Origin of the sequence: Streptomyces sp. GESEQ-4 (genome assembly GCF_017948455.1) — a bacterium.
In the GTDB taxonomy this organism is placed as follows: Bacteria; Actinomycetota; Actinomycetes; order Streptomycetales; family Streptomycetaceae; genus Streptomyces.
This window is the reverse complement of record NZ_JAFFSU010000014.1, coordinates 218208-242664: the sequence shown is the minus strand read 5'-3', so window position 1 is coordinate 242664 and position 24457 is coordinate 218208. Positions and strand designations below refer to the sequence as shown.

At 70.7% G+C, this 24457-nt stretch carries 25 protein-coding genes; 11 read left to right on the top strand and 14 right to left on the bottom strand.

Annotated elements, in window-relative coordinates:
- The first annotated feature begins 312 nt into the window (after positions 1–312).
- Together KCH48_RS26415 and KCH48_RS26410 are read left to right on the top strand one after the other, a co-directional pair.
- Positions 313–2763 carry a DEAD/DEAH box helicase gene (locus KCH48_RS26415; RefSeq protein ID WP_210577225.1) on the top strand — a complete coding sequence of 817 codons (2451 nt, stop codon included), beginning with the start codon at positions 313–315 and terminating at the stop codon, positions 2761–2763.
- A gap of 131 nt (positions 2764–2894) precedes the next feature.
- On the top strand, positions 2895–3773 hold the full coding sequence (locus KCH48_RS26410) for an alpha/beta fold hydrolase (protein ID WP_210577224.1): 879 nt from the start codon (positions 2895–2897) through the stop codon (positions 3771–3773).
- On the opposite strand, the gene KCH48_RS26405 is transcribed toward KCH48_RS26410, so the two are convergent.
- Complete coding sequence (locus KCH48_RS26405) at positions 3774–4667, bottom strand: NYN domain-containing protein (protein ID WP_210577223.1); 894 nt, start codon at positions 4665–4667, stop codon at positions 3774–3776. It abuts the gene before it with no gap.
- Between the two features lie 192 nt (positions 4668–4859).
- On the opposite strand from KCH48_RS26405, the gene KCH48_RS26400 reads away from it, so the two are divergent.
- On the top strand, positions 4860–5012 hold the full coding sequence (locus tag KCH48_RS26400) for a hypothetical protein (protein WP_155060754.1): 153 nt from the start codon (positions 4860–4862) through the stop codon (positions 5010–5012).
- Between the two features lie 79 nt (positions 5013–5091).
- Here KCH48_RS26400 and KCH48_RS26395 read toward each other — a convergent pair whose 3' ends face one another.
- The 4 genes from KCH48_RS26395 to KCH48_RS26380 all read right to left on the bottom strand — a co-directional run bounded on the left by KCH48_RS26395 (position 5092) and on the right by KCH48_RS26380 (position 8139).
- Entirely contained in the window at positions 5092–5697 is a 606-nt protein-coding gene (locus KCH48_RS26395) for a MarC family protein (protein WP_210577222.1), read from the bottom strand.
- A gap of 46 nt (positions 5698–5743) precedes the next feature.
- Positions 5744–6604: a PHP domain-containing protein gene (locus KCH48_RS26390; RefSeq protein WP_210577221.1), complete on the bottom strand. Its 861-nt coding sequence runs from the start codon at positions 6602–6604 to the stop codon at positions 5744–5746.
- Positions 6605–6748: 144 nt separating this feature from the next.
- Positions 6749–7390, bottom strand: a complete 642-nt coding sequence (locus KCH48_RS26385; protein WP_210577220.1) for a DUF6758 family protein — start codon at positions 7388–7390, stop codon at positions 6749–6751.
- 164 nt (positions 7391–7554) lie between these two features.
- Positions 7555–8139, bottom strand: a complete 585-nt coding sequence (locus KCH48_RS26380) for a suppressor of fused domain protein (protein ID WP_210577219.1) — start codon at positions 8137–8139, stop codon at positions 7555–7557.
- Between the two features lie 466 nt (positions 8140–8605).
- Here KCH48_RS26380 and KCH48_RS26375 point away from each other — a divergent pair, with 466 nt between their 5' ends.
- Entirely contained in the window at positions 8606–9721 is a 1116-nt protein-coding gene (locus KCH48_RS26375; RefSeq protein ID WP_210577218.1) for a magnesium and cobalt transport protein CorA, read from the top strand.
- Positions 9722–9744: 23 nt separating this feature from the next.
- A complete protein-coding gene (locus KCH48_RS26370) occupies positions 9745–10257 on the top strand; it encodes a hypothetical protein (RefSeq protein WP_210577217.1) in 513 nt (170 codons plus the stop codon).
- 7 nt (positions 10258–10264) lie between these two features.
- On the opposite strand, the gene KCH48_RS26365 is transcribed toward KCH48_RS26370, so the two are convergent.
- The gene (locus tag KCH48_RS26365; protein WP_210577216.1) at positions 10265–11026 is read right to left on the bottom strand and encodes a hypothetical protein; all 762 of its coding nucleotides are present in this window, start codon (positions 11024–11026) and stop codon (positions 10265–10267) included.
- A gap of 226 nt (positions 11027–11252) precedes the next feature.
- On the opposite strand from KCH48_RS26365, the gene KCH48_RS26360 reads away from it, so the two are divergent.
- The 3 genes from KCH48_RS26360 to KCH48_RS26350 are packed head-to-tail and all read left to right on the top strand — an operon-like array spanning position 11253 to position 14296.
- The gene (locus tag KCH48_RS26360; RefSeq protein WP_210577215.1) at positions 11253–12539 is read left to right on the top strand and encodes a magnesium transporter MgtE N-terminal domain-containing protein; all 1287 of its coding nucleotides are present in this window, start codon (positions 11253–11255) and stop codon (positions 12537–12539) included.
- Entirely contained in the window at positions 12529–13119 is a 591-nt protein-coding gene (locus tag KCH48_RS26355; protein ID WP_210577214.1) for a DUF1003 domain-containing protein, read from the top strand. Before KCH48_RS26360 ends, KCH48_RS26355 begins: the two co-directional genes overlap by 11 nt.
- Before the next feature lie 43 nt (positions 13120–13162).
- Positions 13163–14296 (top strand): Mrp/NBP35 family ATP-binding protein, encoded by a 1134-nt coding sequence (locus KCH48_RS26350; RefSeq protein WP_210577213.1) that lies wholly within the window; start codon positions 13163–13165, stop codon positions 14294–14296.
- Positions 14297–14422: 126 nt separating this feature from the next.
- On the opposite strand, the gene KCH48_RS26345 is transcribed toward KCH48_RS26350, so the two are convergent.
- From KCH48_RS26345 to sigE, 5 genes are all read right to left on the bottom strand, one after another.
- Entirely contained in the window at positions 14423–15085 is a 663-nt protein-coding gene (locus tag KCH48_RS26345; protein WP_210577253.1) for a hypothetical protein, read from the bottom strand.
- A 317-nt stretch (positions 15086–15402) separates the two neighbouring features.
- Positions 15403–15852: a sec-independent translocase gene (locus tag KCH48_RS26340; RefSeq protein ID WP_210577212.1), complete on the bottom strand. Its 450-nt coding sequence runs from the start codon at positions 15850–15852 to the stop codon at positions 15403–15405.
- A gap of 245 nt (positions 15853–16097) precedes the next feature.
- A complete protein-coding gene (locus KCH48_RS26335) occupies positions 16098–18221 on the bottom strand; it encodes a S1C family serine protease (RefSeq protein WP_210577211.1) in 2124 nt (707 codons plus the stop codon).
- Between the two features lie 134 nt (positions 18222–18355).
- Positions 18356–19336 carry an anti-sigma factor gene (locus tag KCH48_RS26330; RefSeq protein WP_210577210.1) on the bottom strand — a complete coding sequence of 327 codons (981 nt, stop codon included), beginning with the start codon at positions 19334–19336 and terminating at the stop codon, positions 18356–18358.
- A complete protein-coding gene (sigE, locus tag KCH48_RS26325) occupies positions 19333–20034 on the bottom strand; it encodes an RNA polymerase sigma factor SigE (protein WP_210577209.1) in 702 nt (233 codons plus the stop codon). Before sigE ends, KCH48_RS26330 begins: the two co-directional genes overlap by 4 nt.
- A 235-nt stretch (positions 20035–20269) precedes the next feature.
- Between sigE and KCH48_RS26320 the strand changes: the two genes are divergently transcribed.
- A complete protein-coding gene (locus KCH48_RS26320; protein WP_307840957.1) occupies positions 20270–20968 on the top strand; it encodes an O-methyltransferase in 699 nt (232 codons plus the stop codon).
- A gap of 99 nt (positions 20969–21067) precedes the next feature.
- Here the strand turns inward: KCH48_RS26320 and KCH48_RS26315 are convergent, their stop codons facing one another.
- Complete coding sequence (locus tag KCH48_RS26315) at positions 21068–21235, bottom strand: DUF3117 domain-containing protein (RefSeq protein ID WP_003966491.1); 168 nt, start codon at positions 21233–21235, stop codon at positions 21068–21070.
- 382 nt (positions 21236–21617) lie between these two features.
- Here KCH48_RS26315 and KCH48_RS26310 point away from each other — a divergent pair, with 382 nt between their 5' ends.
- Positions 21618–22421, top strand: coding sequence for an enoyl-CoA hydratase/isomerase family protein (locus KCH48_RS26310; protein ID WP_210577208.1), 804 nt, complete (start codon positions 21618–21620; stop codon positions 22419–22421).
- Between the two features lie 22 nt (positions 22422–22443).
- Here the strand turns inward: KCH48_RS26310 and KCH48_RS26305 are convergent, their stop codons facing one another.
- Together KCH48_RS26305 and KCH48_RS26300 are read right to left on the bottom strand one after the other, a co-directional pair.
- The gene (locus KCH48_RS26305; RefSeq protein WP_210577207.1) at positions 22444–23079 is read right to left on the bottom strand and encodes a DNA-3-methyladenine glycosylase I; all 636 of its coding nucleotides are present in this window, start codon (positions 23077–23079) and stop codon (positions 22444–22446) included.
- Positions 23076–23423, bottom strand: coding sequence for a DivIVA domain-containing protein (locus KCH48_RS26300; RefSeq protein WP_210577206.1), 348 nt, complete (start codon positions 23421–23423; stop codon positions 23076–23078). Before KCH48_RS26300 ends, KCH48_RS26305 begins: the two co-directional genes overlap by 4 nt.
- A gap of 138 nt (positions 23424–23561) precedes the next feature.
- Here KCH48_RS26300 and folP point away from each other — a divergent pair, with 138 nt between their 5' ends.
- Positions 23562–24422, top strand: a complete 861-nt coding sequence (gene folP / locus KCH48_RS26295) for a dihydropteroate synthase (protein ID WP_210577205.1) — start codon at positions 23562–23564, stop codon at positions 24420–24422.
- Positions 24423–24457: the final 35 nt, after the last annotated feature.

The window sequence follows — 24457 nt, the reverse complement described above, 5'->3', positions numbered from 1 at the left end:
CCCGGTCGGTGGCCCGATCGGCTCCGACCAGACAGCTCTCCACGGCCGTACGGCACTCTGCGTACAAAGCCTGGAGGGACCCTCAGCGGTTCGAGCGCTAGAGCGTCGGCAGAGGTCTCCCGTGCCATACGGCTCGCCGTACGGCAGCCGACGTCCCCGGCACGGTCTGACACGACCCCCGCGCTCGCCTCGCGCCGCACACACAGAAGAGGCAGCACCCTGACTACTACCTTCCGAGAGCTCGGGATCCTTCCCGAGACAGCCGAGGCCCTTGAAGCCGTCGGCATCATCACCCCCTTCCCCATCCAGGAGATGACGCTCCCCGTCGCCCTCACGGGCACCGACGTCATCGGCCAGGCCAAGACCGGCACCGGCAAGACGCTGGGCTTCGGCCTTCCGCTTCTCGAGCGCGTCACCGTCCCCGCCGACGTCGAGGCGGGCCGCGCCAAGCCCGAGGCCCTCACCGACGCCCCGCAGGCGCTCGTCGTGGTCCCCACGCGCGAGCTGTGCACCCAGGTGACGAACGACCTGCTGACCGCGGGCAAGGTGCGCAACGTCCGCGTGCTCGCCATCTACGGCGGCCGGGCGTACGAGCCTCAGGTCGAGGCCCTCAAGAAGGGCGTCGACGTCGTCGTCGGCACCCCGGGCCGGCTGCTCGACCTCGCGGGCCAGAAGAAGCTCAACCTCAAGCACATCAAGGCGCTCGTCCTCGACGAGGCCGACGAGATGCTCGACCTGGGCTTCCTGCCCGACGTCGAGAAGATCATCAACATGCTTCCGGCCCGTCGCCAGACGATGCTGTTCTCGGCGACCATGCCGGGCGCGGTCATCGGTCTCGCGCGCCGCTACATGTCGCAGCCCACGCACATCCGCGCCACGGCACCGGACGACGAGGGCCAGACGGTCCGCAACACCGCGCAGTTCGTCTACCGCGCGCACAACATGGACAAGCCGGAGATGGTCGCACGCATACTGCAGGCCGACGGCCGCGGTCTCGTGATGGTCTTCTGCCGTACGAAGCGGACGGCGGCGGACCTCGCCGACCAGCTGCAGCAGCGCGGCTTCGCCTCCGGCGCGGTCCACGGCGACCTCGGCCAGGGCGCCCGCGAGCAGGCGCTGCGTGCCTTCCGCAACGGCAAGGTCGACGTCCTCGTCTGCACCGATGTCGCAGCCCGCGGCATCGACGTCGAGGGCGTGACCCACGTCATCAACTACCAGTCCCCCGAGGACGAGAAGACGTACCTGCACCGCATCGGCCGTACGGGCCGCGCGGGCGCCAAGGGCATCGCGATCACCCTCGTCGACTGGGACGACATCCCGCGCTGGCAGCTGATCAACAAGGCGCTGGAGCTGAACTTCAACGACCCGCCGGAGACGTACTCCAGCTCCCCGCACCTCTTCGAGGAACTGAGCATCCCCGCGGGCACCAAGGGTGTTCTGCCGCGCTCGGAGCGCACGCGCGCCGGGCTCGCGGCCGAGGAGGTCGAGGATCTCGGCGAGACGGGCGGACGTGGCGGTCCGCGCGGCCGCGGTGGCCGTGACGGCCGTGGCGGTCGGGACGAATCCCGCTCCGCCGACCGTGAGCGCCAGGCCCGCACGCCGCGTCGCCGCCGCCGTACACGCGGCGGGTCCGAACAGGACGAGACGGCTCCCAGCGGTACGACCCCCGTCGCGGACACCCCGGCGGAGACCACCGCGGACGACGTGACCTCTCCCCGTACCCCGCGCCGGCGTCGCCGCACCCGCGGCGGAGCGGCGGAGCCGGTGACGACGGCCACGGAGCCGACGACCGCCGAGCCCGCGGCAACCGCCGTGGCGACCGCGGAAGGCCCCGCCCTGGACGCCCCCGAGGCCCCGGCCAAGCCGCGCCGCCGCCGTACGCGCAAGTCGACGGAGCCGGCCACGGCCACCGAAGACACGCAGACCGCGTCCGCCGTACAGGTGTCGGAGGCTCCGGCATCCACCGAGTCCCCCGAGACCGACGCACCCGCCCCGCGCCGCCGCACCCGCAAGGCCACGGCCGCCGCGGAAACCGCTGTCGACACGGCGGAGGGCGCGGAGGAGACGAAACCCCGCCGCACCCGCAAGAAGACGGCCGCCTCCGTGGTCGCGACCGACACGGCCGAGACCACGGAGGCCAAGCCGCGCCGTACGCGCAAGGCTGCCGCCACCACCGAGGCCCCGGAGTCCACCGAGGCGAAGCCGCGCCGTACGCGGAAGACGGCGGCCGAGACCGCCGTCGACACCGCCGACGGCACGGAGGAGGCCAAGCCCAAGGTCCGCCGCACCCGCAAGACCGCGGCTGCCGCCGAAGCAGCGGTCGACACGGCCGAGGCCACGGAGGCCAAGCCGCGCCGCACCCGCAAGGCCACGGCCGCGGTCGACGCCGTCGACGGCACGGAGGAAGCCAAGCCCACGGTCCGCCGCACCCGTAAAACCGCGGCTGCCGCCGAAGCAGCGGTCGACACGGCCGAGGCCACGGAGGCCAAGCCGCGCCGCACCCGCAAGGCTGCCGCCGCCGCCGAGGCCCCGGAAGCCACGGAGCCCAAGCCGCGCCGTACCCGCAAGGCCGCCGCCACCGTCGAGACGGCGGAGATTCCGGCGCAGGCCACGCAGGAGCCCGAGGCTGCCGCTCCGCGCCGCCGTACCCGCAAGGCCACGACGGCCACGGCGGCCACCGAGGCGCCGGAGACCACGGAGCCGAAGCCGCGCCGCACGCGTACGCGTAAGGCCACGGCCGCCGCGGAGCCCGCTGAGGGCTGATGTCGCACCCTGATGGCCCGGTCCCACCTCGCGTGGGCCGGGCCATCGGCGTTCCTACGCACCGCACCCGCCGTCCCACAACGGCGGGAACCGGACACCGACGTCGCCGCCCCACCCGATAACCTCACTCCGTGACCAGCTCAGCGCCCGTCCCCCCGCCGCCCGGCGCCCGCCTCCACCGGCTGCACACGGCCCGTGGCGACTTCGCCGTCGTCGACTCGCCGGTGCGCTCCGGCGTCGAGCCGAGGGGCGTCGTGCTGATGGTCCCCGGCTTCACGGGCAGCAAGGAGGACTTCACGCTGCTGCACGAGCCGCTGAACGTGCGCGGTTACCGGGTCGTGGCCGTCGACGGGCGCGGACAGCACGAGTCCGACGGCCCGGAGCACGATGAATCGGCCTACACGCAGGACGAGTTGGCGAAGGACGTGCTCGCACAGGCCGCGGCACTCGGCACGCCACTGCATCTCCTCGGGCACTCCCTCGGCGGCCTGATCACCCGCGCCGCCGTCCTTCTCGACCACGCGCCCTTCCGCTCGCTCACCCTGATGGCCTCGGGTCCCGCCGAGGTCTCCGACTCCCAGAAGCAGCGGATCAAGCTGCTGCACGACACGCTCGCGGTGCTGACGATGCCCGAGGTGTGGGAGGCGATCCTCGCCATGGGCCCGCCGGAGGAGGTCGGCGGTCCGGCCCGCGGAATCGGCGACCTGGGCCAGCTTCAGCGCCGCTGGCTGGGCACCAAGCCCGCCCAGCTCATGGCGACGGGCCGCCAGCTATGCACCGAGCCGGACCGGGTCGCCGAACTCGCCGCCGTTCCGCTCCCGTTCCATGTGCTGTCGGGTTCCCGCGACGACGCGTGGCCGGTGACGCTCCTCGACGACATGGCCGTACGGCTGAACGCGCGCCGCTCGGTCGTGGCCGGCGCGGAGCACTCGCCCAACATGGACCAGCCGCTCCCCACGGCCCACGCCCTCGCGGACTTCTGGGACGACGCCGGCCAGGACCTCAACTGACTAGTACAGCGTCTGCAGGTGCTCCCAGAAGCCGTCGCGCAGCGCCCGCCGCAGGTCCGCCTGGCCGCGCAGCGAGTACTGCAGCAGGCCCTCCGCCTCGACCAGCAGGTCCTGGTCCACGGAGCCCGGCAGATACGGATGCCCGGGCAGCAGTTCCACCAGCGACTCCCTGCCGCGCGCCGCCAGCCACTTCGCCGCGATCTGCGCGCCGACGAAGCGCACGTCCTCGCGGGTGGGCCGGGTCCCCGTGACGTCGTAGGCGGGGGCGGTGCGCCGGGCGACGTACGGCTTGAAGAAGTCGAGGTCGAAGGTGCGCTGGCTGTCGACCTCCCACAGCAGCGGCTCCGCCTGGTTACGGCCCTCCGGTGCCTCGATGCCCCACAGGTGCACCCGCGCGCCGTACCCCTGCGCCGCCTCCACGGCCGACACCAGGTCCTCGTCGCCGCCGAGCAGGGCCGCGTCGCTGATCGCGCGGTGCCGGGCGAGTGACTCGAGGTCGGAGCGGATGAGGGAATCGACGCCCTTCTGCTGGTTGTTGGCGTTCAGATTCCCCAACCGCACCTTGACGTCCGGGAGTTCGGCGATGGACTGCTGCTCGGCGGTGTGGATACGACGCCGGGCGCCGTCGTACCAGTAGACCCGCAGCAGCCGGCTGTCCGCGAAGATCGTGCGAGCCTTGTCGATGAGCGCGTCGATCAGTCCCTCGGCGTCTAGGTCGAAGGCGCGCCGGTCCTCGGTCCCGGCGACGAGCCGGCCCGCGGCCGCGTACAGATACCCGGCGTCGACGAAGATCGCATGGGTGGATGGCGTCTTCGCCACCTCGGCGAGCATGCGCTGGAGCAGCTCATTGGTGCGGTCGATACGGGCGCCGAGCGCCGCGAGGTCGTCGTTCATCGCCTCCATTGTCCCGGCGGTCACGCTGTGAACACAACCGGTCCCAAAGGGTCTCCGAAGTCTCCTATACCGGGCAGTAGTTAGCCGTTCGAAAAATTTCTTTAGCGTAGGGAATGTTTGTAACACGCAGCTCGTTGACTAGAGACGTACAGCAATTCTCCTCAGGAGGATGACCAGACGAAGGGAGAAGCCATGCGCTTCGAGATCATGCGACTCGACGACGTCGACGGCACGCCCGTGGACACCACCGTTGTGGACGCCGCCTCCGTCAACCGGATCGTTCAGCAGGCCGCCGCCATAGGCCAGCGGCTGTGGATCCGTCCGGCCGACACCACGGCCTCGTAACAGACGCGGATCACCGCAGAAGCTTCAGAGCCCCCGCCCCGGCACCGACGCCGGGCGGGGGCTCTGCGCTTGCGCGGGTTCAGCTCCCCTGGATCACCAGGGTGACCCCGTTGATGATCTGCTGCACGGCGATCGCGGACAGCATCATGCCCGCGAGCCGTGTCACCAGGACCACGCCGCCGTCCTTGATGACCCGGATGATCAGCAGCGAGTACCGCATCACCAGCCACAGCACGACATGGATGGCCAGGATCGCCATCCACACCGACACCTGCGTGGCGACGCTGTCGGCCTTCTGCACGGCGAGGATGACGGAGACGATCGCACCGGGCCCGGCGAGCAACGGCATGCCCAGCGGTACGAGCGCCACGTTCACGTCCTTGGTCTGCTTCGGCTCGTCCGTCTTGCCGGTGAGCAGGTCGAGCGCGATCAGCAGAAGCAGCAGCCCGCCCGCGATCATCAGCGCGGGGACGGAGACATGCAGATAGTCGAGGATCTGATGCCCCAGCAGCCCGAACACGGCGATCACACCACCGGCGACACAGACGGCCTGGAAGGCCATCCGCTTCTGCACCTTCGCCGGACGGCCGGAGGTCAGTGCCAGGAAGATCGGGGTGATCCCAGGGGGATCCATGATGACGAACAGGGTGAGGAAGAGAGAGCCGAAGACAGCGACGTCGAACATGGGTGAGCCTTGCGAGAGAGAGTGACGGGGGAGCGTGCGGTGAGTCTCAGCGTGCTCCGCCGGCCCCCGGCACCGGGAACGCCCCGGTCGCCCGCCGCGTGATCTCCCCGTACACCTCGGGATCCGTCGTGTACTCGCCGAGCAGAACGGTCTTCCGGCTGCCGTGGTAGTCGCTGGAGCCGGTGGTCAGCAGCCCCAGCTCCTTCCCCAGCCCCCGCAGCCGCTCACGCGCCTGTGGGTCGTGGTCCATGTGGTCGACCTCGATACCGTCGAGGCCCGCGGCGGCCATCTCGGCGATCGCGGACTCCGGCACGGTGCGCCCCCGCTTGCTGGCCGCCGGATGCGCGAACACCGCGACCCCGCCCGCCGCCTTGATCAGCCGGATCGCCTCGAAGGGGTCGGTCTCGTGCTTCTCGACGTACGCCCGGCCGCCGTCCGCCAGCCAGTCCCGCGTGAAGGCGTCCCCCACGGTCGGTACGACGCCCAGCTCCACCAGCGCGGAGGCCACATGCGGCCGCCCCACGGACCCGCCACCGGCGATCCGCTCGACCTGCTCCCACGTCACCGCCACGCCCAGCTCGTTCAGCTTCCCGACCATGCCCTTGGCCCGCGGCACCCGATCGTCCCGCACCAGCTCCCGCTCAGCCAGCAGCGCCGGCTCCTCGGGATCGAACAGATAGGCCAGCATGTGCATGCTCACCCCGTCGATACGACACGACAGCTCGGCCCCGGTGACAAGCCTCAACCCCTCCGGCAGCGCGGCGATCGCCTCGGCATACCCCCGAGTGGTGTCGTGATCGGTCAGCGCGACAACATCCAGCCCAGCAGCGGCAGCATTCCGCACCAGCTCAGCGGGGGTATCGGTGCCATCGGAAGCCGTGGAGTGGGTATGCAGATCTATTCGCAAGACGCGAACTCCAGCGGGTGATGGTGCGAAGGGGACACCTCAGACTAACGGCTGCGTCACCCACCCAGGGGCGCGGGGAACTGCGCGACAAGCCACAACGAACCCGCACCCGCCAACGATCAGCACCCCCCGAGCTACTGGGCGCTACGGCTCAAGCAAGCGCGGCGACAACGCTCCGCAGGGAACCAGGTCCACCTCAGCCCCCGCATCCCGCAAATCCGTAAGCACCAGCTCGTCATACATCAGCAGCCCCGACTGCTCGGGCCACACCACCGCCCACAGCCACAGCCCCCGCGCCTCACCCGCAAAGACCGCACGGTCATCGGGTGCCCCGGCGACATGCCACAGCGGCGTAGGCCGCCCCGCGGCCAGCACTTTCGCCTGCGGCGGCTTCTCGACGTTCATGTACGGCCCCGGATCGGGCCCGTCGATCCCCGCGTACCGCGCACCGAGCCCGACACCGAGCTCCTCGGCGACCAGAATCAACTCACCCATGCCGCCGAGCGGCCCCGGCCCCGAGCACGCCACGGCCGTCGCACGCCCCCCGCTGCGGTCGTCGCCCGCGCAGCCGACACCGGTGAAGAGCCAGCCGACCGGAAGCGGCCACGGCATCCACACGGGTACGTGCGTGCGGTGCACCACCACGCTGAGGGCCTCGACGCTGGGCGGGATCACGGGCTGCAGCGGATGCACGGTGCCGTGCTCATCGCACTGCCAGGAATCGGCGAAGAGTCCGGGAGCCCTGACCCGGCCACCACACTTCGGGCAACTGGGTTCGCCCCTCATAGGGCCCCACGGTCCTACCCCTGCTCCGCCACGTCAAGGACGATCACCCGTCCGGCCGGAACGAGGTGCGACCACACCGCAGCCGACGCCTGCACGACGGGGTCGCCGTGTTCGCCAACTGACCCCTCGCGACGACCGGTTGGTGAGATGGGTCACTCGGGCGGTCAGTCCAGCGCGACGGATCTGCGGGACGGATCCCGCAGATCCGTCCCGTTCGCCAGCCAGCGCTCCTGAAGGGCCTGGGCGCCGTGCACGCGCTTCCAGGCGGCCTCGTTCGGCGTCATGGGGAGCAGCGGCAGGAACTGGACGGGGTCCATCGGCTCGTCGAGGTCCAGGTCCTCGACCAGGCCGCCGGGCTCGGCGACCAGGACCGAGGTGAAGGGAGCGCCGGGCCAGAGGGGATCGCCGACGTCCAGGGACGCGCCGGGAGCCACGATCAGGCCCTCCACCTGCGGAGAGGCGGCAAGGACCGCGAGCGGGCGGAGCACCTTGTCGGTGTCGGCGAGCCCGGACCGTACGGAGAGGACCAGCTCGGCGCGGGGGCCCTTGACCGGGTCGGCGAGGACCGCGGTGGGGTCCGTCATGGGGTGCGCGGACATGCCGAGCGTGGCGTAGCGGACGATGTCGTCCTGCTGGAAACGCAGCACCTCGATGCGGTCGGTACCGATGAAGGTGACCGCGGCGCGTGCGTCCGGTTCGCCCAGCGCGGTGCACAACCGGGCCTCGACCAGAGGAAGAACATCAACCATGCGGTGAGCATAGAACTCGTCAGGACCGGGCAAACGAGCACCTTGACACTTCAGTCGGCTGATACTCTTGCCCGAGGTTCGGGGCAGCACGCTGCGGCGTCGCGATCGAGTCCCGACGCCGACGACACTCCCTTACGAGGGACCGGCCGGAGGAGGTGGGGCTGCAATGGATCGAAGTCGACCGTGCAGTAGCACCCGCTCTTCCCGCCGCTGACGTAGCCGCTCTGCTTCTCTAGCCGGCCGCCACCTCTCGCACCTTCTTCACCGCGGAAGAGCCTTCGTTTCGTATTGCCTGATCTGTCTGTCCCGCAGCAGTAGCTGAATCAGTAGCGAAGCTCACCACCGCGATGGTGCGGTGCTCCCCGCTTTGTGGACGTGCCAAACATGTGAAGTCAGGACGTCCCCATTCCGGGTAGTTCCACCCCTCGTCGGAGCCTTTCGCTGCCTGACCGCGAAGGAGCCTGCCATGTCGATGATCCGCGACCTGCGTGCCGCCGTCCGTCCGTCCCGTCCGTCGCTCCGCAAGGACACCGCCGGGTACGACACGACGCGCGACCCGTCGACGCCCTCGGCCGTGATCGACTGCGCCATCTACCGCGACGGCGCCCGCGTCCAGACCCCGACGCCGCTCACCCCGCACGAGGCGATGCGTCTGGTGCGGCGCGACGGGGGCTTCGTCTGGATCGGGCTGCACGAGCCCACCGAAGCCGAATTCTCCGGTATCGCAAGCGAGTTCGGGCTGCACCCGCTGGCCGTCGAGGACGCCGTCCAGGCCCATCAGCGGCCCAAGCTGGAGCGCTACGACGACTCCCTGTTCACCGTCTTCAAGACCATCCACTACATCGAGCACGACCAGCTCACCGCCAACAGCGAGATCGTGGAGACCGGCGAGGTCATGTGCTTCACCGGACGGGACTTCTTCATCACCGTCCGGCACGGTGGGCAGGGCTCGCTGCGGGCCCTGCGGCACCGGCTGCAGGACGATCCCGAGCTGCTCGCCAAGGGCCCCTCGGCGGTGCTGCACGCGATCGCCGACCATGTGGTCGACGGGTATGTCGCGGTCGCCGACGCCGTGCAGGACGACATCGACGAGGTCGAGACCGAGGTCTTCTCGCCGGGCCGCAAGGGCAGCCCGCGCGGCACGGACGCCGGGCGGATCTACCAACTCAAGCGTGAGGTGCTGGAGTTCAAGCGGGCCGTCGCGCCGCTGCTGCGTCCCATGCTGCTGCTCTCCGAGCGGCCGATGCGGCTGATCGACCCCGACATCCAGAAGTACTTCCGGGACGTCGCCGACCACCTGGCCCGGGTGCAGGAGCAGGTCGTCGGCTTCGACGAGCTGCTCAACTCGATCCTCCAGGCCAACCTCGCGCAGGCGTCCGTCGCGCAGAACGAGGACATGCGCAAGATCACGTCCTGGGCGGCCATCATCGCCGTACCGACGATGGTCTGTGGTGTGTACGGCATGAACTTCGACTACATGCCCGAGCTGCGCTGGAAGTTCGGCTACCCGATGGTCCTCACCATCACCGTCGCCATCTGCTTCGGCATCCACCGCACCCTGAAGCGCAACGGCTGGCTGTGAGCGGCGCTGGCTACGCTGGGCTCATGACACGTGAGCTGCTCGAGCAGGCCCTCGTCGAGGAGGCCACCAAGAAGTCCGGGCTCGTCTGGGTCAAGGGACCCGGCGGGCCGGGCCGGGCGCTGTGGCATGTGTGGCACGAGGGTGCGGCGTGTCTGGTCGGCGACGGGCCGGGTGAGCAGCCGTTGCCGGGGCTGGCCGACGGGGCCGCCGCCGAAGTGACCGTCCGCAGCAAGGACAAGGGCGGTCGGCTGGTCTCCTGGGCGGCGAAGGTCGTCGAGCTGTCGCCGGGGTCCGAGCAGTGGGACGCCACGGTCGCCGAGCTCAAGGGCAAGCGGCTGAACGCGCCCGACGGAGAGGCGATGCCTCAGCGGTGGGCTCGGGAGTGCCGCGTGGTGCGGCTCGAGCCGACGGGGACGACGGCGTCGCTGCCCGACGACAACCAGGCGGCGGCGCCGCTGCCGACCTCGGCGACCACGCGTCAGCCGATGCCGGCGGGCCTGCCGCGTCTGCTCATGAAGAGGCGGAAGAAGAAGTAGGCATGGGTTACGACGCCGGCAACGCCTTGCCGTAGTCCACCGTCTCGTCCTGCTTCGGTTCCTCGATCTTGAAGTCCTTGCCCCATTCCGTGAAGAGCAGGGTGCCGGCGCTGCCCGCGCGGACTAGGCGGAGGGGATACGGCCGGCCCTCCAAGGAGACGTCGAGCGTGCCGCCGGAGCCCTTGTCGCCGGCGATGCGGATGGTGCGGGTGCCGAACTCCTCGTGGTGCCCGTCGGTCTCCAGGGTGCCGTGCAGGGTCAGCAGGCCGTCGAGGAGGACGTCCTTGTCGGTGAAGCCGCTGAACTTCTTGTACGAGGGGTCGCCCTGGGGCACCTTCACATACTTGCCCTCGAGCTTGTCGGCGGCGGCCGCGTCGCTCTCGTCGGATGCGTCGCCCTTGCCATGCTCGGGATGCCAGAACTCCGCGTCCGCCTTCAGGAACAGCTGCTCACCGATCCGCAGCAGGCGGAACGTCGTCCCCTCGGCGGTGACCTCGCCCGAGCCGCCGTCGGACTTCAGGCGCATGTCGAGTTTGTAAGTGCGTCCGCTGGTGACCACTGTTCCGGAGAGGTGCACCGCGGTGGCGGACTCCGCGGCCGTGCGGGTCCTGCTCTGGATCTTGTCGGCCGGCAGCTTGCCGACCCCGTTCGTGCCCGCGTCGGGGTCCTCGCTGCATCCCGTCAGCGCCGCCGTGCCCGTCACGGCCAGGGCGCACATCGCGCCCACCAGCGTGGCCCTGCGGGTACGGCCCTGGGGAATCGCAGTCACAGGTGCGGCTGCCTTTCTGACGAGGGTTCCTTCAGCGGCGTACCGCAGAGTACCGGGGCCGGGCGGAGCCGGCGGAGCCAGTCCGTCCGGACCGCTCACCAGGGCGGACCCGATCGGGACGGGCTAGCCTGAAGGCCGTTCGAGCGGGCAATTCAGAACATGTGTGAGCAACCTGTACGACACTTCGGAACAGACGCAGCAACCCGTACGAGAAGGAGGCGCAGCCATGGCAGCCGGCGCCCCCCGGATCTTCGTCTCGCACCTCTCCGGCGTCGCCGTGTTCGATCCGGCCGGCGATCAGGTCGGGCGGGTACGCGATCTCGTCGTCGTGCTGCGTGTCGGGCGGCGTCCGCCCCGGGTGCTCGGACTGGTCGTCGAACTCGCCACCCGCCGCCGCATCTTCCTGCCCATGACCCGCGTCACCGGCATCGAGTCCGGCCAGGTCATCACCACCGGTGTGCTCAACGTCCGGCGCTTCGAGCAGCGGCCCACCGAGCGGCTGGTCTTCGGCGAGTTGCTCGACCGGCGCGTGACGCTGGCGGAGACCGGCGAGGAGGTCACGGTGCTCGACGTGTCGGTGCAGCAGTTGCCGGCGCGTCGGGACTGGGAGATCGGCCGGGTGTTCGTGCGCAAGGGAAAGAAGGGCGGCGCCTTCCGGCGGGCCAAGGGCGAGACGCTGACCGTGGAGTGGTCCCACGTCACCGGATTCTCCCTGGAGGAGCACGGACAGGGCGCCGAGAGCCTCCTCGCCACCTTCGAGCAGCTGCGCCCCGCCGACCTCGCGAATGTGCTCCACCACCTCTCCCCCAAACGGCGCGCGGAGGTCGCCGCCGCCCTCGACGACGACCGCCTCGCCGACGTACTCGAAGAACTCCCCGAGGACGACCAGATCGAGATCCTCGGCAAGCTGAAGGAGGAGCGCGCGGCGGATGTCCTGGAGGCGATGGACCCGGACGACGCGGCCGACCTGCTGGGCGAGCTGCCGGAGGAGGAGAAGGAGCGGCTGCTGGGTCTGATGCAGCCCGCCGAGGCGGCCGACGTACGGCGTCTGATGGCGTACGAGGAGCGCACGGCGGGCGGTCTGATGACCACCGAGCCGATCATCCTCCGTCCCGACTCCACCGTCGCCGACGCCCTCGCCCGCGTCCGCAACCCTGACCTCTCCCCCGCGCTCGCCGCCCAGGTGTACGTCTGCCGCCCGCCCGACGAGACCCCGACCGGCAAGTACCTCGGCACGGTCCACTTCCAGCGCCTGCTGCGCGACCCGCCGTACACCCTGGTCAGCTCGCTCGTCGACGACGACCTGCAACCGCTCGCCCCGGACGCGGCGCTGCCCCTCGTCGCCGGGTTCTTCGCGACGTACGACATGGTCGCGGCGCCCGTCGTCGACGAGTCGGGGTCGCTGCTCGGCGCGGTGACCGTGGACGACGTACTCGACCACATGCTGCCCGACGACTGGCGGGAGTCGGAGTTCGACGACCTCGACGAGGGGGTGGGGACGAGTGGTGCCTGAGCGCGAGACCGCGACCCGTGAACGCACGCCCGCCGGCGCGACGGCCGCCGCCCGGCCGCGCCACCCCCGGCTCGACCAGCCCGCCCCGCCCCGGCGCCGGGTCCTGCCGGAGTGGGACCCGGAGGCCTTCGGGCGGCTGAGCGAGCGCATCGCGCGCTTCCTCGGCACCGGGCGGTTCCTCGTCTGGATGACGTTCGCCATCATCATGTGGGTGCTGTGGAACGTGGCCGCGCCCAGTGTGCTGCGCTTCGACGAGTACCCGTTCATCTTCCTGACGCTGATGCTGTCGCTGCAGGCCAGCTATGCCGCGCCGCTGATCCTGCTCGCGCAGAACCGGCAGGACGACCGCGACCGGGTCAACCTCGAACAGGACCGCAGGCAGAACGAGCGGTCGATCGCCGACACCGAGTATCTGACCCGCGAGATCGCCGCCCTGCGCATCGGCCTCGGCGAGGTCGCGACCCGGGACTGGATCCGCTCGGAACTGCAGGACCTAGTCAAGGAACTGGAGGACCGGCAGGACGGGCACGGCGTATTCCCGGCAGATCGGCCGCGCGGACGTGACGTAGACGACCGCTGACGGGCTTTCCGGGGTACTTGTGAGGCGCCGTACCATCGTCCTTATGGCTACGGAAGACGCGGTGCGCGAAGCACTGTCGACGGTGAACGACCCCGAGATCAACCGCCCCATCACCGAACTCGGGATGGTCAAGTCGGTTCAGATCGGTGCGGACGGAGCGGTCGCGGTTGCCGTGTACCTGACGGTTTCCGGCTGTCCGATGCGCGACACGATCACGCAGCGCGTGACGGAGGCGGTGGCGCGGGTCGAAGGCGTCACCCGCGTCGACGTCGAGCTGGACGTGATGAGCGACGAACAGCGCAAGGAGCTGGCCTCCGCCCTGCGCGGCGGCACGGCCGAGCGCGAGGTCCCCTTCGCCAAGCCCGGCTCCCTCACCCGCGTGTACGCGATCGCCTCCGGCAAGGGCGGCGTCGGGAAGTCCTCCGTCACCGTCAACCTCGCGGCGGCGATGGCGGCGGACGGCCTCAAGGTGGGCGTCGTCGACGCCGACATCTACGGCCACTCCGTGCCCCGCATGCTGGGCGCCGACGGCCTTCCCACCCAGGTCGAGAACATGATCATGCCGCCGTCCGCCAACGGCGTGAAGGTCATCTCCATCGGCATGTTCACGCCGGGCAACGCCCCGGTCGTCTGGCGCGGCCCGATGCTCCACAGGGCGCTGCAGCAGTTCCTCGCGGACGTCTACTGGGGCGACCTGGACGTCCTGCTCCTTGACCTCCCGCCCGGCACGGGCGACATCGCCATCTCGGTGGCCCAGCTGGTGCCGAACGCGGAGATCCTCGTAGTCACCACGCCCCAGCAGGCCGCTGCCGAGGTCGCCGAGCGCGCCGGCTCCATCGCCGTCCAGACCCACCAGAAGATCGTCGGCGTCGTCGAGAACATGTCCGGCCTCCCCTGCCCCCACTGCGGCGAGATGGTCGACGTCTTCGGCACGGGCGGCGGCCAGGTCGTCGCCGACGGCCTCACCCGCACCACCGGCACGAACGTCCCCGTCCTCGGCAACATCCCCATCGACGTCCGCCTCCGCGAGGGCAGCGACGAGGGCAAGCCGGTCGTCCTGACCGACCCGGACTCCCCCTCGGGCTCCGCACTGCGCGCGATCGCGGGGAAGCTGGGGGGACGACAGAGGGGCCTGTCGGGCATGGCGCTGGGAATCACGCCGCGCAACAAGTTCTAGTAGCGGTGCGGGGGCGCCCCGTAAGGGGCGCGGGGAACTGCGCGACAAGCCACAGCGAACCCGCACCCGCGAAACATCTGAGGCCCTACGGCGAGGGGGCGCCGAAACCCACCGGCGCCCCTTCCGTCATGCGTACGCGGCAACGTCCTTGATCACAGCAAACCCCAGCCCATACGCACTCATCCCTCGCCCGTACGCCCCCACATGCACCCTTTCCGGCGTAGACCCGGCCAGCACCCACCCGAACTCGGACTCCCGGTAGTGGAACGGCGTAGGCACGCCATCCACAGGCAGGGACAACGTCGACCACGCCGCCCCGTCGAGATCGTCGGCCAGCGCCCACGCCGTCTCCGTCTGCTGCTCCACCCAGTCGTCCCGCAGGGTGTGGTCCATCTGCCCGGGCCAGGTGAAGGACAGCAGCCCCACCCCCGCCAGCCACGCCGCAGAGGACACCGACGTGGCCTCCAGCAGCCCCGTACCGTCGGCGCTCCGCCGGGACGGATTCGCCGCGACGGTCACGACGACCGCGAACTTCTCCTTGGCATCGGCCGCCGCGACGGCCTCGTTGCGGACGGAGGGCTCGTCACCGTGCCCGATCGAACCGTGCTCCACGGCCCCGTCGGCCGCCGTCCCCACCTGCATCAGCCAGCGCGGCCCCGTGAAGGCCTCGTCGAGGCCGTACCACGGGAAGGGCGCCAGCAGGTAGCCGTCGACCGTACGCCGGGCAGAGGGGACCTGTTGTCCACCCTCCGCGGCTGCCGGCTGCGCGACTCGACTCGTCGTCTCCATATGCCCGGACGCCTCCTCGCTCGTGACGGGCCGGTACGGCCCGCCCCCCTTGCTCTCGTCGGCCCGGTACGGCCCGCCCCCCTCGGGCGCAGTCATCCGGTCCCACAACAACTCGGCAGCATATCCACAGCGCTCGGGGCAGCCGGGAAATCGCCCGGCGCGTGGGCCGCTCGGAGGCCGTCTTCAGGCCGCGGGGCGCGGGGGCGGAGTATGAAACGCGTCACGTACGACGCCGGCGGGCGCCGCGGTCGTACGGCTCTGGCGGCGTCGTACGCACTGCTCAGAGGGCGTCGTCTCAGAGGGTGTCGTACGAACGCTCAGGTGGCGTCGTAGTCGAACGGCGGGCGCTCGTCGCTCGGGCTCTCGGGCTTCTTCGTCATGTCGATGCGGGAGCCGGACGAACCCGACGACGCGGCGGCGGACGAGGACGACGAGGAGTCGGCGTCGCGGCCGTGGACCGCGTCCGTGACCTCGGCCATCTCCTTCTTCAGGTCGAAGCCGTTGCGGATCTCCTTGATCCCCAGTTCGTCGTTGTCCATCTGCTTGCGGATGAACGTCTTGGGGTTGAGGTCCTCGAACTCGAAGTCCTTGAACTCCGGCCCGAGTTCCTCACGGATGTCCTGCTTGGCGCTCTCCGAGAACTCACGGATCTTACGGACGGTCCGCATGACGTCCTGGATGACCTTCGGAAGCTTTTCCGGACCGAAGACGAGCACGGCGAGGACAACGAGCGTGATCAGCTCGAGCGGTCCTATGTCATTGAACACCTGAAGCTCCTCGCGAGTCCTTCGGTCCTCGGCCCTCGGTGGTCTGTGTGGGTCGTCCGTGGTCCGGGCCGGGTCCACGGTACCCGGCGATGCCGTACGACCGGTACTGTCCCGAGGCCTCCGAGTGCGGGTGGGAGTGCGGTTTTCGGAGTTGTTTGCCTTGTGGGGGCGCTGATGGGCGGCTTGGCGGGGTCCGGACTGTGACATTTCTGTGAGTCTCGGCGGATCACGGTTTTCGCAGTGTTTCAGTCGGCGGCGGAGGAACCGAGCACCAGCGCGATCCGGATCTCCTTGCCGCCGCGCTCCAGCGTCAGCTCCAGACGGTCGCCGGGGCGGTGGGCGCGGGTCTTGACGATCAGCTCCTCGCCGGAGTGGATGCGCTGGCCGTCGACCTCGGTGATGACGTCGCCCGCCTTGATGCCGGCCTTGTCGCCGGGGCCGCCCGCGTTGACCGCGGGGCCGCCGCCGGTGTCCTGCGTGCCGACGCGGGCGCCGTCGCCGGCGTACTCCATGTCGAGGGTGACGCCGATGACCGGGTGGGTCGCCTTGCCGGTGTTGATCAGCTCCTCGGCGACGCGCTTGGCCTGGTTGACGGGGATGGCGAAGCCGAGCCCTATCGAACCGGCCTGTCCGCCGTCCAGGTCTGAGCCGTCGCCGGCGGAGCGGATGGCGGAGTTGATGCCGATGACGCGGGCCTCGGCGTCGAGGAGGGGACCACCGGAGTTGCCGGGGTTGATGGGCGCGTCGGTCTGCAAGGCGTCGACGTACGACACGTCACTTCCGTCGCCGCTCTCGCCGCCCGCGGTGATGGGCCGCTCCTTGGCGCTGATGATGCCGGAGGTGACCGTGCCGGCCAGGTCGAAGGGGGCGCCGATCGCGACGACGGGGTCGCCGACCTGGACGTTGTCGGAGTTGCCGAGCGTCATGGGCTTGAGGCCTGTGACGCCGCTGATCTTGACGACCGCGAGGTCATAGCCGCCGTCCCGGCCTACGACCGTGGCCTTGGCGGTGTCGCCGCTGTGGAACGTCACGGAGATCTCGCCGCCTGTTCCGGCCGGTTCCACGACGTGGTTGTTGGTGAGAATGTGGCCGCGGTCGTCCAGTACGAAGCCGGTGCCGGTGCCCTGTGCTTCGCTGCCGCTGACATGCAGGGTGACCACACTGGGCAGCGCCCGCGCGGCGATCCCCGCGACACTGTCCACCGGCCGCCCGGTGGGCTCCGCTTCGGCCTGCGGCAACTCCACACTCCCCACACCACCATTCCGCTCGAGGTACGCCCCTACGGCACCCCCGACGCCCCCGGAAACCAGCGCCAGCAGCAGGGCACCGCCGAGCAGAGCCTTACGCGTGCGCTTACGGCGCTGGGTGGCGGTGGGTACGGCCGCACCGTTCTGCTGGAGGGGGCCGGTGACGGGGGCCCAGGGGTCGTAGTTCTGCCAGGGGTTGGCGGGGGGTGGGAAGGGGGCGGTGGGCGGAGCGGGGGCGGCGGGGGGCGCGGTGAGGGGTGGCGCGGGGGGAGGCGAGGCGGGGGTCGGCGTCGGCACGGGCGGGACTGAGGATCCGTGGGTCGGGGTCGGGGGCGAGGTCGGCGCCGACCCCGATGTGCCGTGAGCCGGCGTCGGCGCGGGCGCGGCGGACGTGCCGTTCGTCGGCATCGGCGTCGACACAGGCGTTGGCGCCGACGCGTCCTGCGGAGCCGCAGGCGTCGGCGTGCCCTCGGCCGGTGTGGTCGCCGGGTGTTGGACCGGCGGGGCGGGTGCCCAGGGGCCGGGCTCGCCGTACGGAGGGGTGCTGTACGGGTCGGGGTCATGCAGGGGTTTGGGGCGCTCGGTGGCCGACTCCGACTCGCTGTCCGCCTGCGAAACCGGCGTCACAGAGGGCTGAGCCAGCCCGAAGTCGTCCTCGGCCCCCGCCTCCTCAGGAAGCCGCAGCTCGAAGTCCCCCTCGGACGAGCCCGCATCGCCCCGACCTCCGCCAGGCTGCTCCAACTCGAAGTCACCCCCAGCCGAAACCGCGTCGTCACCCCGACCCCCCACAGGCCGACCCAACTCGAAGTCCCCATCCCCCGAGACCCTTTCACCGCCGCGACCCGCCGCAGGCAGCTCCAACGCGAAGTCGCCCTCAGCCGAAACCGCGTCACCACCGCGAGCCCCCACAGGCCGCTCCAGCTCGAAGTCCCCATCCCCCGAGGCCCTCTCACCGCCGCTCACCCCCGACAGCGGAGCCAACTCGAAGTCGCCCTCAGCCGCCGCCTCGGCCGGTGCCGCCTCGGCCTGCGTCGGGGAAGTGTCCTGGGCCGCAGCGCCCGCAAGGGGTTGCGGGCGAGGTCGGCTCCACCACTTCGCCTTCGTGGGCTTCCCCTCGTTCATGCGCTCCCCACAGCTGGCCGCGGCACGGCTCGTCGGCGGTGGCCGCAGATCGTCTACTCCGCGCCCGGCTGCCTGCCTGGGCGCGACCCTCCCTGGATTCAACCAGGTTCACGCGCCGTGGCGCAGAGGGCGGGTCAGCGGCCCGTGCCGGGGGAGCCGGACGAGGTCGCGTCGGGGACGGGCGCGGCGAACAGGCCGGGGTGCGTGATCTCCGGGTCGGTGGACCACGAGGTGAGGGTGAGCGGCGGGGTGGAGTTGAGCGGACGTATCAGCGGAGACATGGCGGCCGCACCGGCGACCACCGGCGTGGTCAGCGGATGTGCCGCGGCCTGCTGGACGTGTCCGCCGCCGGGCGCCGGAACGCCGGGCAGCAGGGGGGCCGAGACGGCGGTCGGGGCGACCGGGGTCTGACCGAGCGGCGTCTGCTGGCCGCCCTGGGCCAGCAGCGGGCCGACGCCGACACCCCGGCGGCGCTGGCTCTCGGGCGCCGTAGCGGCCCCGGAGCCCTGTGTCCGCATCGGTGTCACATTGCTGCCGCCGGAGCCGTCCCGCGCGGCGTTCGTGGTCTCGCCGGTGCCGGCGGTGACCCCGCCGAGCGCGATCGCGGCCAGCGACACCGCCCCGGCCGCGACGAACGCGAACCGCATGCCGCGCGAGGCCGACCGCTCGGCCTCATGACGGCTGACGTCATGTATACGGAAGCCGCGGCCCGCCGACGGAAGCATGGAGTCGTGCGCGCGGGCGGGGACGTAGCCGAACTCGAAGCGCTCGCTCCGCTTCATCCCGAAGACGCCGGCGGCCGCGGGCCGTCCGGAGAGTCCGTCACCGAACCCGTCCAGCCGTGAGCCACCGTCGCCGTCATCTCCCCCCGGCAGCCCCTGGAGGCGGGCCAGGAAGCTCTCGGAAGGGGGCGGCGGGGCCGCTTCCGCGAAGACGTTCTTCAGACGGCGCTGCGCGTCGGCCTCTGCCTTGCACTTCGAGCAGGTGGCCAGATGCGCGAGCACACGCTCGCGCGCCTCATGACCGAGCTCGCCGTCGACCAGCGCGGCGAGTCGGTCTCCCAGGTGCTGTTCCGCGAGGTGCCCCTCGGCGGGTTTGGGCCGTGATCCACTCACGCGGACGCGCCCCCTCCCCCCAGTACCGGGACACGAGCCGCGAAGGAGCGGCGCTCGGCCCGGGCCTCGGGCGACCTGTGCGCCAGAGCCTTGCGCAGCTGCGAGCGGCCGCGGTGAATACGGGACCGGACCGTGCCGAGCTTGACCCCGAGGGTCGCGGCGATCTCCTCGTACGACAGGCCTTCGATGTCGCACAGGACGACCGCGGCGCGGAACTCGGGCGCGAGGGTGTCGAGGGCCTGCTGGACGTCCGCGTCGAAGTGCGCGTCGTTGAAGATCTGCTGCGGGTTCGGCTCGCGGCTGGGCAGGCGCTCCGCCGCGTCGTCGCCGAGCGCGTCGAAACGGATGCGCTGCTTGCGGCGGACCATGTCCAGGAACAGGTTCGTGGTGATGCGGTGCAGCCAGCCCTCGAAGGTGCCCGGCGTATAGGTCGACAGGGAGCGGAAGACGCGGACGAAGACCTCCTGGGTGAGGTCCTCGGCGTCGTGCTGGTTGCCGGTGAGGCGGTAGGCCAGGCGGTAGACCCGGCCGCTGTGGGTGCTGACGATCTCCTCCCAGGTGGGCGGAGTCCACGCCTGCCCGTCCGCGTCGCTGGAGAAGGTCGCGGTCTGGGCGTAGTCGCCGGCGTGGCGGTGGTCAGCAGCTGTGTCGTTCACGGATTTCGGCTTGCCTGCCGATCCGAGGAAGCGCCGCAGCACTCCGCCCCGATCCCCAGGCGCAGCCGCACCTCCCCTGTCGGCTCTGGTGGTGTCCAGTGGAGCCCCTACCATAGCCACCTCGCCCGTTAGCTCCGGATAAGCGGTTTTACGAGAAATTGATCTGGGCTGATACGGCTCATGCGGCTGCGTCAGCACTTGCTCGCCGTCCCGCATCTCTTCGTGATCCATCCGTGTCCCCCGCTCTTGTCTCCCACCCCCTTAAACGCCCGGTCCCATCTGCGGGTTCCCGGGCGCAACGGATACAGTCGCGCCCAGGCATACACGGGGACAGGAGAGGGCCATTACCGGCAACCGGCAGACGAGCTGGGCGTTCGCCGACGCCTATCTCGCCGAGGACGAAGCCCTGCGCTGGGCCCGTGACCGGGCCCGCGAGGCGGGGCTGCGCTCGGTGTCGCCCGGCGCGGGCGCCGCGCTGCGGATGCTCGCCGCCACCGTGGACGCCAAGGCGGTCGCGGAGATCGGTACCGGCACCGGCGTCTCCGGGATCCATCTGCTGCACGGTATGCGGCCGGACGGCGTGCTGACCACCGTGGACCCCGAGCCGGAGCACCAGCAATTCGCCCGCCAGGCCTTCCGCGCCTCCGGCTTCGCCAGCAACCGGGCCCGCTTCATCCCCGGCCGCGCCCTCGACGTCCTGCCCCGTCTCGCCGATGTCGGCTACGACCTCGTCTTCTGCGACGGTGACCGGCAGGAGGTCATGGACTACCTCGCTGAATCGTTGCGCCTGCTGCGCCCCGGTGGCCTGGTCGTCTTCGAGGGCGTCTTCGCCAACGGCCGGACGGTGGACTCAGGACCGCAGCCGACCGAGGTGCTGCGGCTGCGGGAGCTGCTGCGCGCGGTGCGCGAGAGCCAGGAGCTGGTGCCGTCGCTGCTGCCGGTGGGCGACGGGCTGCTCTGCGCGGTCAAGCGCTGACCCCGTATCCCGGTCCGGCCCTGACGGCCGTACGGCAAACAGCCGCCCCGGCATCTCATACGATGCCGGGGCGGCTGAAAGGGTATGGTCGCTTGCGCCTCAGCCGACGACCTTCTTGAGGGCATCGCCCAGCGCGTCGGCCTCGTCAGGGGTCAGCTCGACGACGAGCCGACCGCCGCCTTCGAGCGGAACGCGCATGACGATGCCCCGCCCCTCCTTGGTCACCTCGAGCGGGCCATCGCCCGTCCGCGGCTTCATGGCCGCCATGCTCGTTCCCCTTCCTGAAACCAGCTCATAGTCAAAGCCGACGGCCCTGGAGGGCATGCGCGGCCCCTGCCCAAAAGGCGCAGGACACGCGACACCGGCATCGAACACATTGCTTCCAAGCCATTATCCCGCATCTCAGGACCCGATGACCAACATCAGTCGGCATCGCTTGGGCAACGCGCGCGAGCAAAACCACTCAATTCGGCGATGTGACTGCGATACTGCGCCGCCGCTGCCACCGCCGCCGCACGAATCGTGTCATGAATTCTTTGACGCAGGTCACACGTCCGTTCCGGTCCGTCATCGGTGATCTACGCCATGCTGTCCTCAGACAGGGACGTACCGACGAGTACGCCGGAGCCGCAACCGGAGGGGATACGCCATGGCCGACACCGTGCTCTACGAGGTCAGCGACGGGCTCGCGACGATCACCCTGAACCGCCCCGAGGCGATGAACGCGCTGAACATCGCGACGAAGGTCGCGCTGCGCGACGCGGTGCTGGCGGCCGCCGCCGACGACGCCGTACGGGCCGTGCTGCTGACCTCCGCCGGTGACCGGGCGTTCTGCGTGGGCCAGGACCTCAAGGAGCACATCGGCCTGCTGGCGGCCGACCGGGAGACCGGCTCGCGGCAGACCATGACCACGGTGCGGGAGCACTACAACCCCATCGCGCGGGCGCTGACGGAGATGCGCAAGCCCGTGGTGGCCGGGGTGAACGGCGTCGCGGCGGGGGCCGGGTTCGGGTTCGCGCTGGCCGCGGACTATCGGGTCGTGGCCGACTCGGCCGCCTTCAATACGTCGTTCGCGGGGGTCGCGCTGACCGCCGACTCCGGGATCTCGTGGACGCTGCCGCGTGTCGTCGGGCCCGGGCGCGCCGCCGATCTGCTCCTTTTCCCGCGGAGCATCAAGGCGCAGGAGGCGTACGAGCTGGGGATCGCGAACCGGGTCGTGCCGGCCGCCGAGCTGCGGGCGGAGGCCGAGAAGACGGCTCGGGCGTTGGCGGCGGGGCCGACGGTGGCTTACGGGGCGATCAAGGAGGCGGTGGCCTTCGGCATGTCGCACTCGCTCGCGGAGACGTTGGAGAAGGAGGACGAGTTGCAGACGCGGGCCGGTTCCTCCGAGGATCACGCGATCGCTGTGCAGGCCTTCGTCAACAAGGAGCAGCCCAAGTATTTGGGCCGGTGAGTTCGGGGGACCGAAGCGCCGTCTAAGTGTGCGGGTCCGTGGGGGCTGGTCGCGCAGTTCCCCGCGCCCCTGAAGGGGCGATTCTGGCGACGCATGATTCCAAGTGGTCGTCCACCAAGCCGCATGCCTGCATCAGGGCGTAGGCCGTTGTGGGGCCTACGAAGCGCAGGCCGCGCTTCTTCAGGGACTTTGACAGGGCTGTCGACTCCGGAGTGACCGCCGGGACGTCTGCGAGGGACTTCGGGACGGGGCGGGTCGTCGGGTCCGGGGCGTGGGACCAGATGAGGGTGTCCAGGTCGCCCGGGGGCCAGTCGGACAGCACGCGTGCGTTGGAGAGGGTTGCGTCGATCTTGGCGCGGTTGCGGATGATGCCGGGGTCGGCGAGGAGGCGGTCTCTGTCGGTGTCCGTGAAGGTGGCCACCTTGGCGATCTCGAAGCCGGCGAAGGCGGAGCGGAAGCCGGGGCGGCGGCGCAGGATGGTGATCCAGGACAGGCCGGACTGGAAGGCCTCCAGGCTGAGGCGTTCGAAGAGGGCGTCGTCGCCGTGGACCGGGCGGCCCCACTCCTCGTCGTGGTACGTCACGTAGTCCGGCGTGGACAGGGCCCAGGGGCAGCGCAGGGCGCCGTCCGGGCCGGCGACGGCCTGGCCCTCGCTCACTGCTGGTTCCCCTCGGCGTGTTTGTCCATGGAGTGGCGGGCGGCCTGCGCGCCGGCCAGTGCGGACTCCAGGTCGGCGATACGGGCGTCGCGCTCGGCCAGCTCCGCGCCGAGGCGGCTGAGGGCGTCGTCCACGTCGGCCATGCGGTAGCCGCGGGCGGCGAGCGGGAAGCGGAGGCCCTCCACGTCGCCGCGGCTGACCGGGCGGTCCAGCGGCAGCGGGTCCTGGAGGCGCTCGGGGGCGACCTCGGGCAGCGGGCCGTTCTCGCCGCCGCCCAGCACGGCGAGGGTCACCGCGGCGACGACCACGGCGAGCGCGACGACCAGGAACAAGAACATAACCATCGCTGAGGGTCCCCACGAGATCGGTCGGATGTGTCGGGTGTATCAGGGTCCGATCGTGCCATGCGAGTCTGACAGTCGGGGTCGCAGGCGGCCCAAAGCCTGGATGTACCAGGGAAGCACTAAGAGAGGTCACAGGGGATGCTCAGGCTGGGCAGGCGGGAATTCGGGCCGCACGAGCCGGTGATCATGGCGATCGTGAACCGGACCCCGGACTCCTTCTACGACCAGGGGGCCACCTTCCGTGACGAGCCCGCCCTCGCGCGCGTGGAGCAGGCGGTGTCAGAGGGTGCTGCGATCATCGACATCGGCGGGGTCAAGGCGGGGCCGGGCGAAGAGGTGTCGGCCGAGGAGGAGGCACGGCGGACGGTCGGCTTCGTGGCGGAGGTGCGGCGGCGCTTCCCGGACGTGATCATCAGCGTGGACACGTGGCGGCACGACGTCGGGGAGGCGGTGTGCGAGGCCGGGGCGGATGTGCTGAACGACGCGTGGGGCGGGGTCGATCCGCGGCTCGCGGAGGTTGCGGCGCGGTACCGGGTTGGGCTGGTGTGCACGCACGCGGGTGGGGCTCAGCCGCGGACGCGGCCGCATCGGGTGACGTACGACGATGTCATGGCCGACATTCTGCGGGTGACCGTGGGGCTGGCTGAGCGGGCGGTGTCGCTGGGGGTGCCTCGGGAGTCGGTGATGATCGATCCTGGGCATGACTTCGGGAAGAACACGCGGCACAGTCTTGAGGCGACGCGGCGGCTCGGGGAGATGGTCGGGACGGGGTGGCCGGTGTTGGTGTCCTTGTCCAACAAGGACTTTGTGGGGGAGACGTTGGATCGGCCCGTGAAGGAGCGGGTGGTGGGGACGTTGGCGACGACCGCGGTGTCCGCGTGGCTCGGGGCGCAGGTGTATCGGGTGCATGAGGTCGGCGAGACTCGGCAGGTGCTGGACATGGTTGCGGCCATCGCTGGGCATCGGGCTCCGGCTGTGGCCCGGCGGGGGCTGGCGTAGGGCCCGCGGCGGAGCCGCTAATGGATACTGTTTCG

Excerpts from the sequence above, each read along its gene's own strand:
- KCH48_RS26415 (WP_210577225.1), top strand. The coding sequence starts at position 313 with ATGACGCTCCCCGTCGCCCTCACGGGCACCGACGTCATCGGCCAGGCC.
- KCH48_RS26405 (WP_210577223.1), bottom strand. The coding sequence starts at position 4,667 with ATGAACGACGACCTCGCGGCGCTCGGCGCCCGTATCGACCGCACCAAT.
- KCH48_RS26400 (WP_155060754.1), top strand. The coding sequence starts at position 4,860 with ATGCGCTTCGAGATCATGCGACTCGACGACGTCGACGGCACGCCCGTG.
- KCH48_RS26395 (WP_210577222.1), bottom strand. The coding sequence starts at position 5,697 with ATGTTCGACGTCGCTGTCTTCGGCTCTCTCTTCCTCACCCTGTTCGTC.
- KCH48_RS26385 (WP_210577220.1), bottom strand. The coding sequence starts at position 7,390 with ATGAGGGGCGAACCCAGTTGCCCGAAGTGTGGTGGCCGGGTCAGGGCT.
- KCH48_RS26380 (WP_210577219.1), bottom strand. The coding sequence starts at position 8,139 with ATGGTTGATGTTCTTCCTCTGGTCGAGGCCCGGTTGTGCACCGCGCTG.
- KCH48_RS26375 (WP_210577218.1), top strand. The coding sequence starts at position 8,606 with ATGTCGATGATCCGCGACCTGCGTGCCGCCGTCCGTCCGTCCCGTCCG.
- KCH48_RS26370 (WP_210577217.1), top strand. The coding sequence starts at position 9,745 with ATGACACGTGAGCTGCTCGAGCAGGCCCTCGTCGAGGAGGCCACCAAG.
- KCH48_RS26360 (WP_210577215.1), top strand. The coding sequence starts at position 11,253 with ATGGCAGCCGGCGCCCCCCGGATCTTCGTCTCGCACCTCTCCGGCGTC.
- KCH48_RS26350 (WP_210577213.1), top strand. The coding sequence starts at position 13,163 with ATGGCTACGGAAGACGCGGTGCGCGAAGCACTGTCGACGGTGAACGAC.
- KCH48_RS26345 (WP_210577253.1), bottom strand. The coding sequence starts at position 15,085 with ATGGAGACGACGAGTCGAGTCGCGCAGCCGGCAGCCGCGGAGGGTGGA.
- KCH48_RS26335 (WP_210577211.1), bottom strand. The coding sequence starts at position 18,221 with ATGAACGAGGGGAAGCCCACGAAGGCGAAGTGGTGGAGCCGACCTCGC.
- KCH48_RS26315 (WP_003966491.1), bottom strand. The coding sequence starts at position 21,235 with ATGGCGGCCATGAAGCCGCGGACGGGCGATGGCCCGCTCGAGGTGACC.
- KCH48_RS26310 (WP_210577208.1), top strand. The coding sequence starts at position 21,618 with ATGGCCGACACCGTGCTCTACGAGGTCAGCGACGGGCTCGCGACGATC.
- KCH48_RS26300 (WP_210577206.1), bottom strand. The coding sequence starts at position 23,423 with ATGGTTATGTTCTTGTTCCTGGTCGTCGCGCTCGCCGTGGTCGTCGCC.
- folP (WP_210577205.1), top strand. The coding sequence starts at position 23,562 with ATGCTCAGGCTGGGCAGGCGGGAATTCGGGCCGCACGAGCCGGTGATC.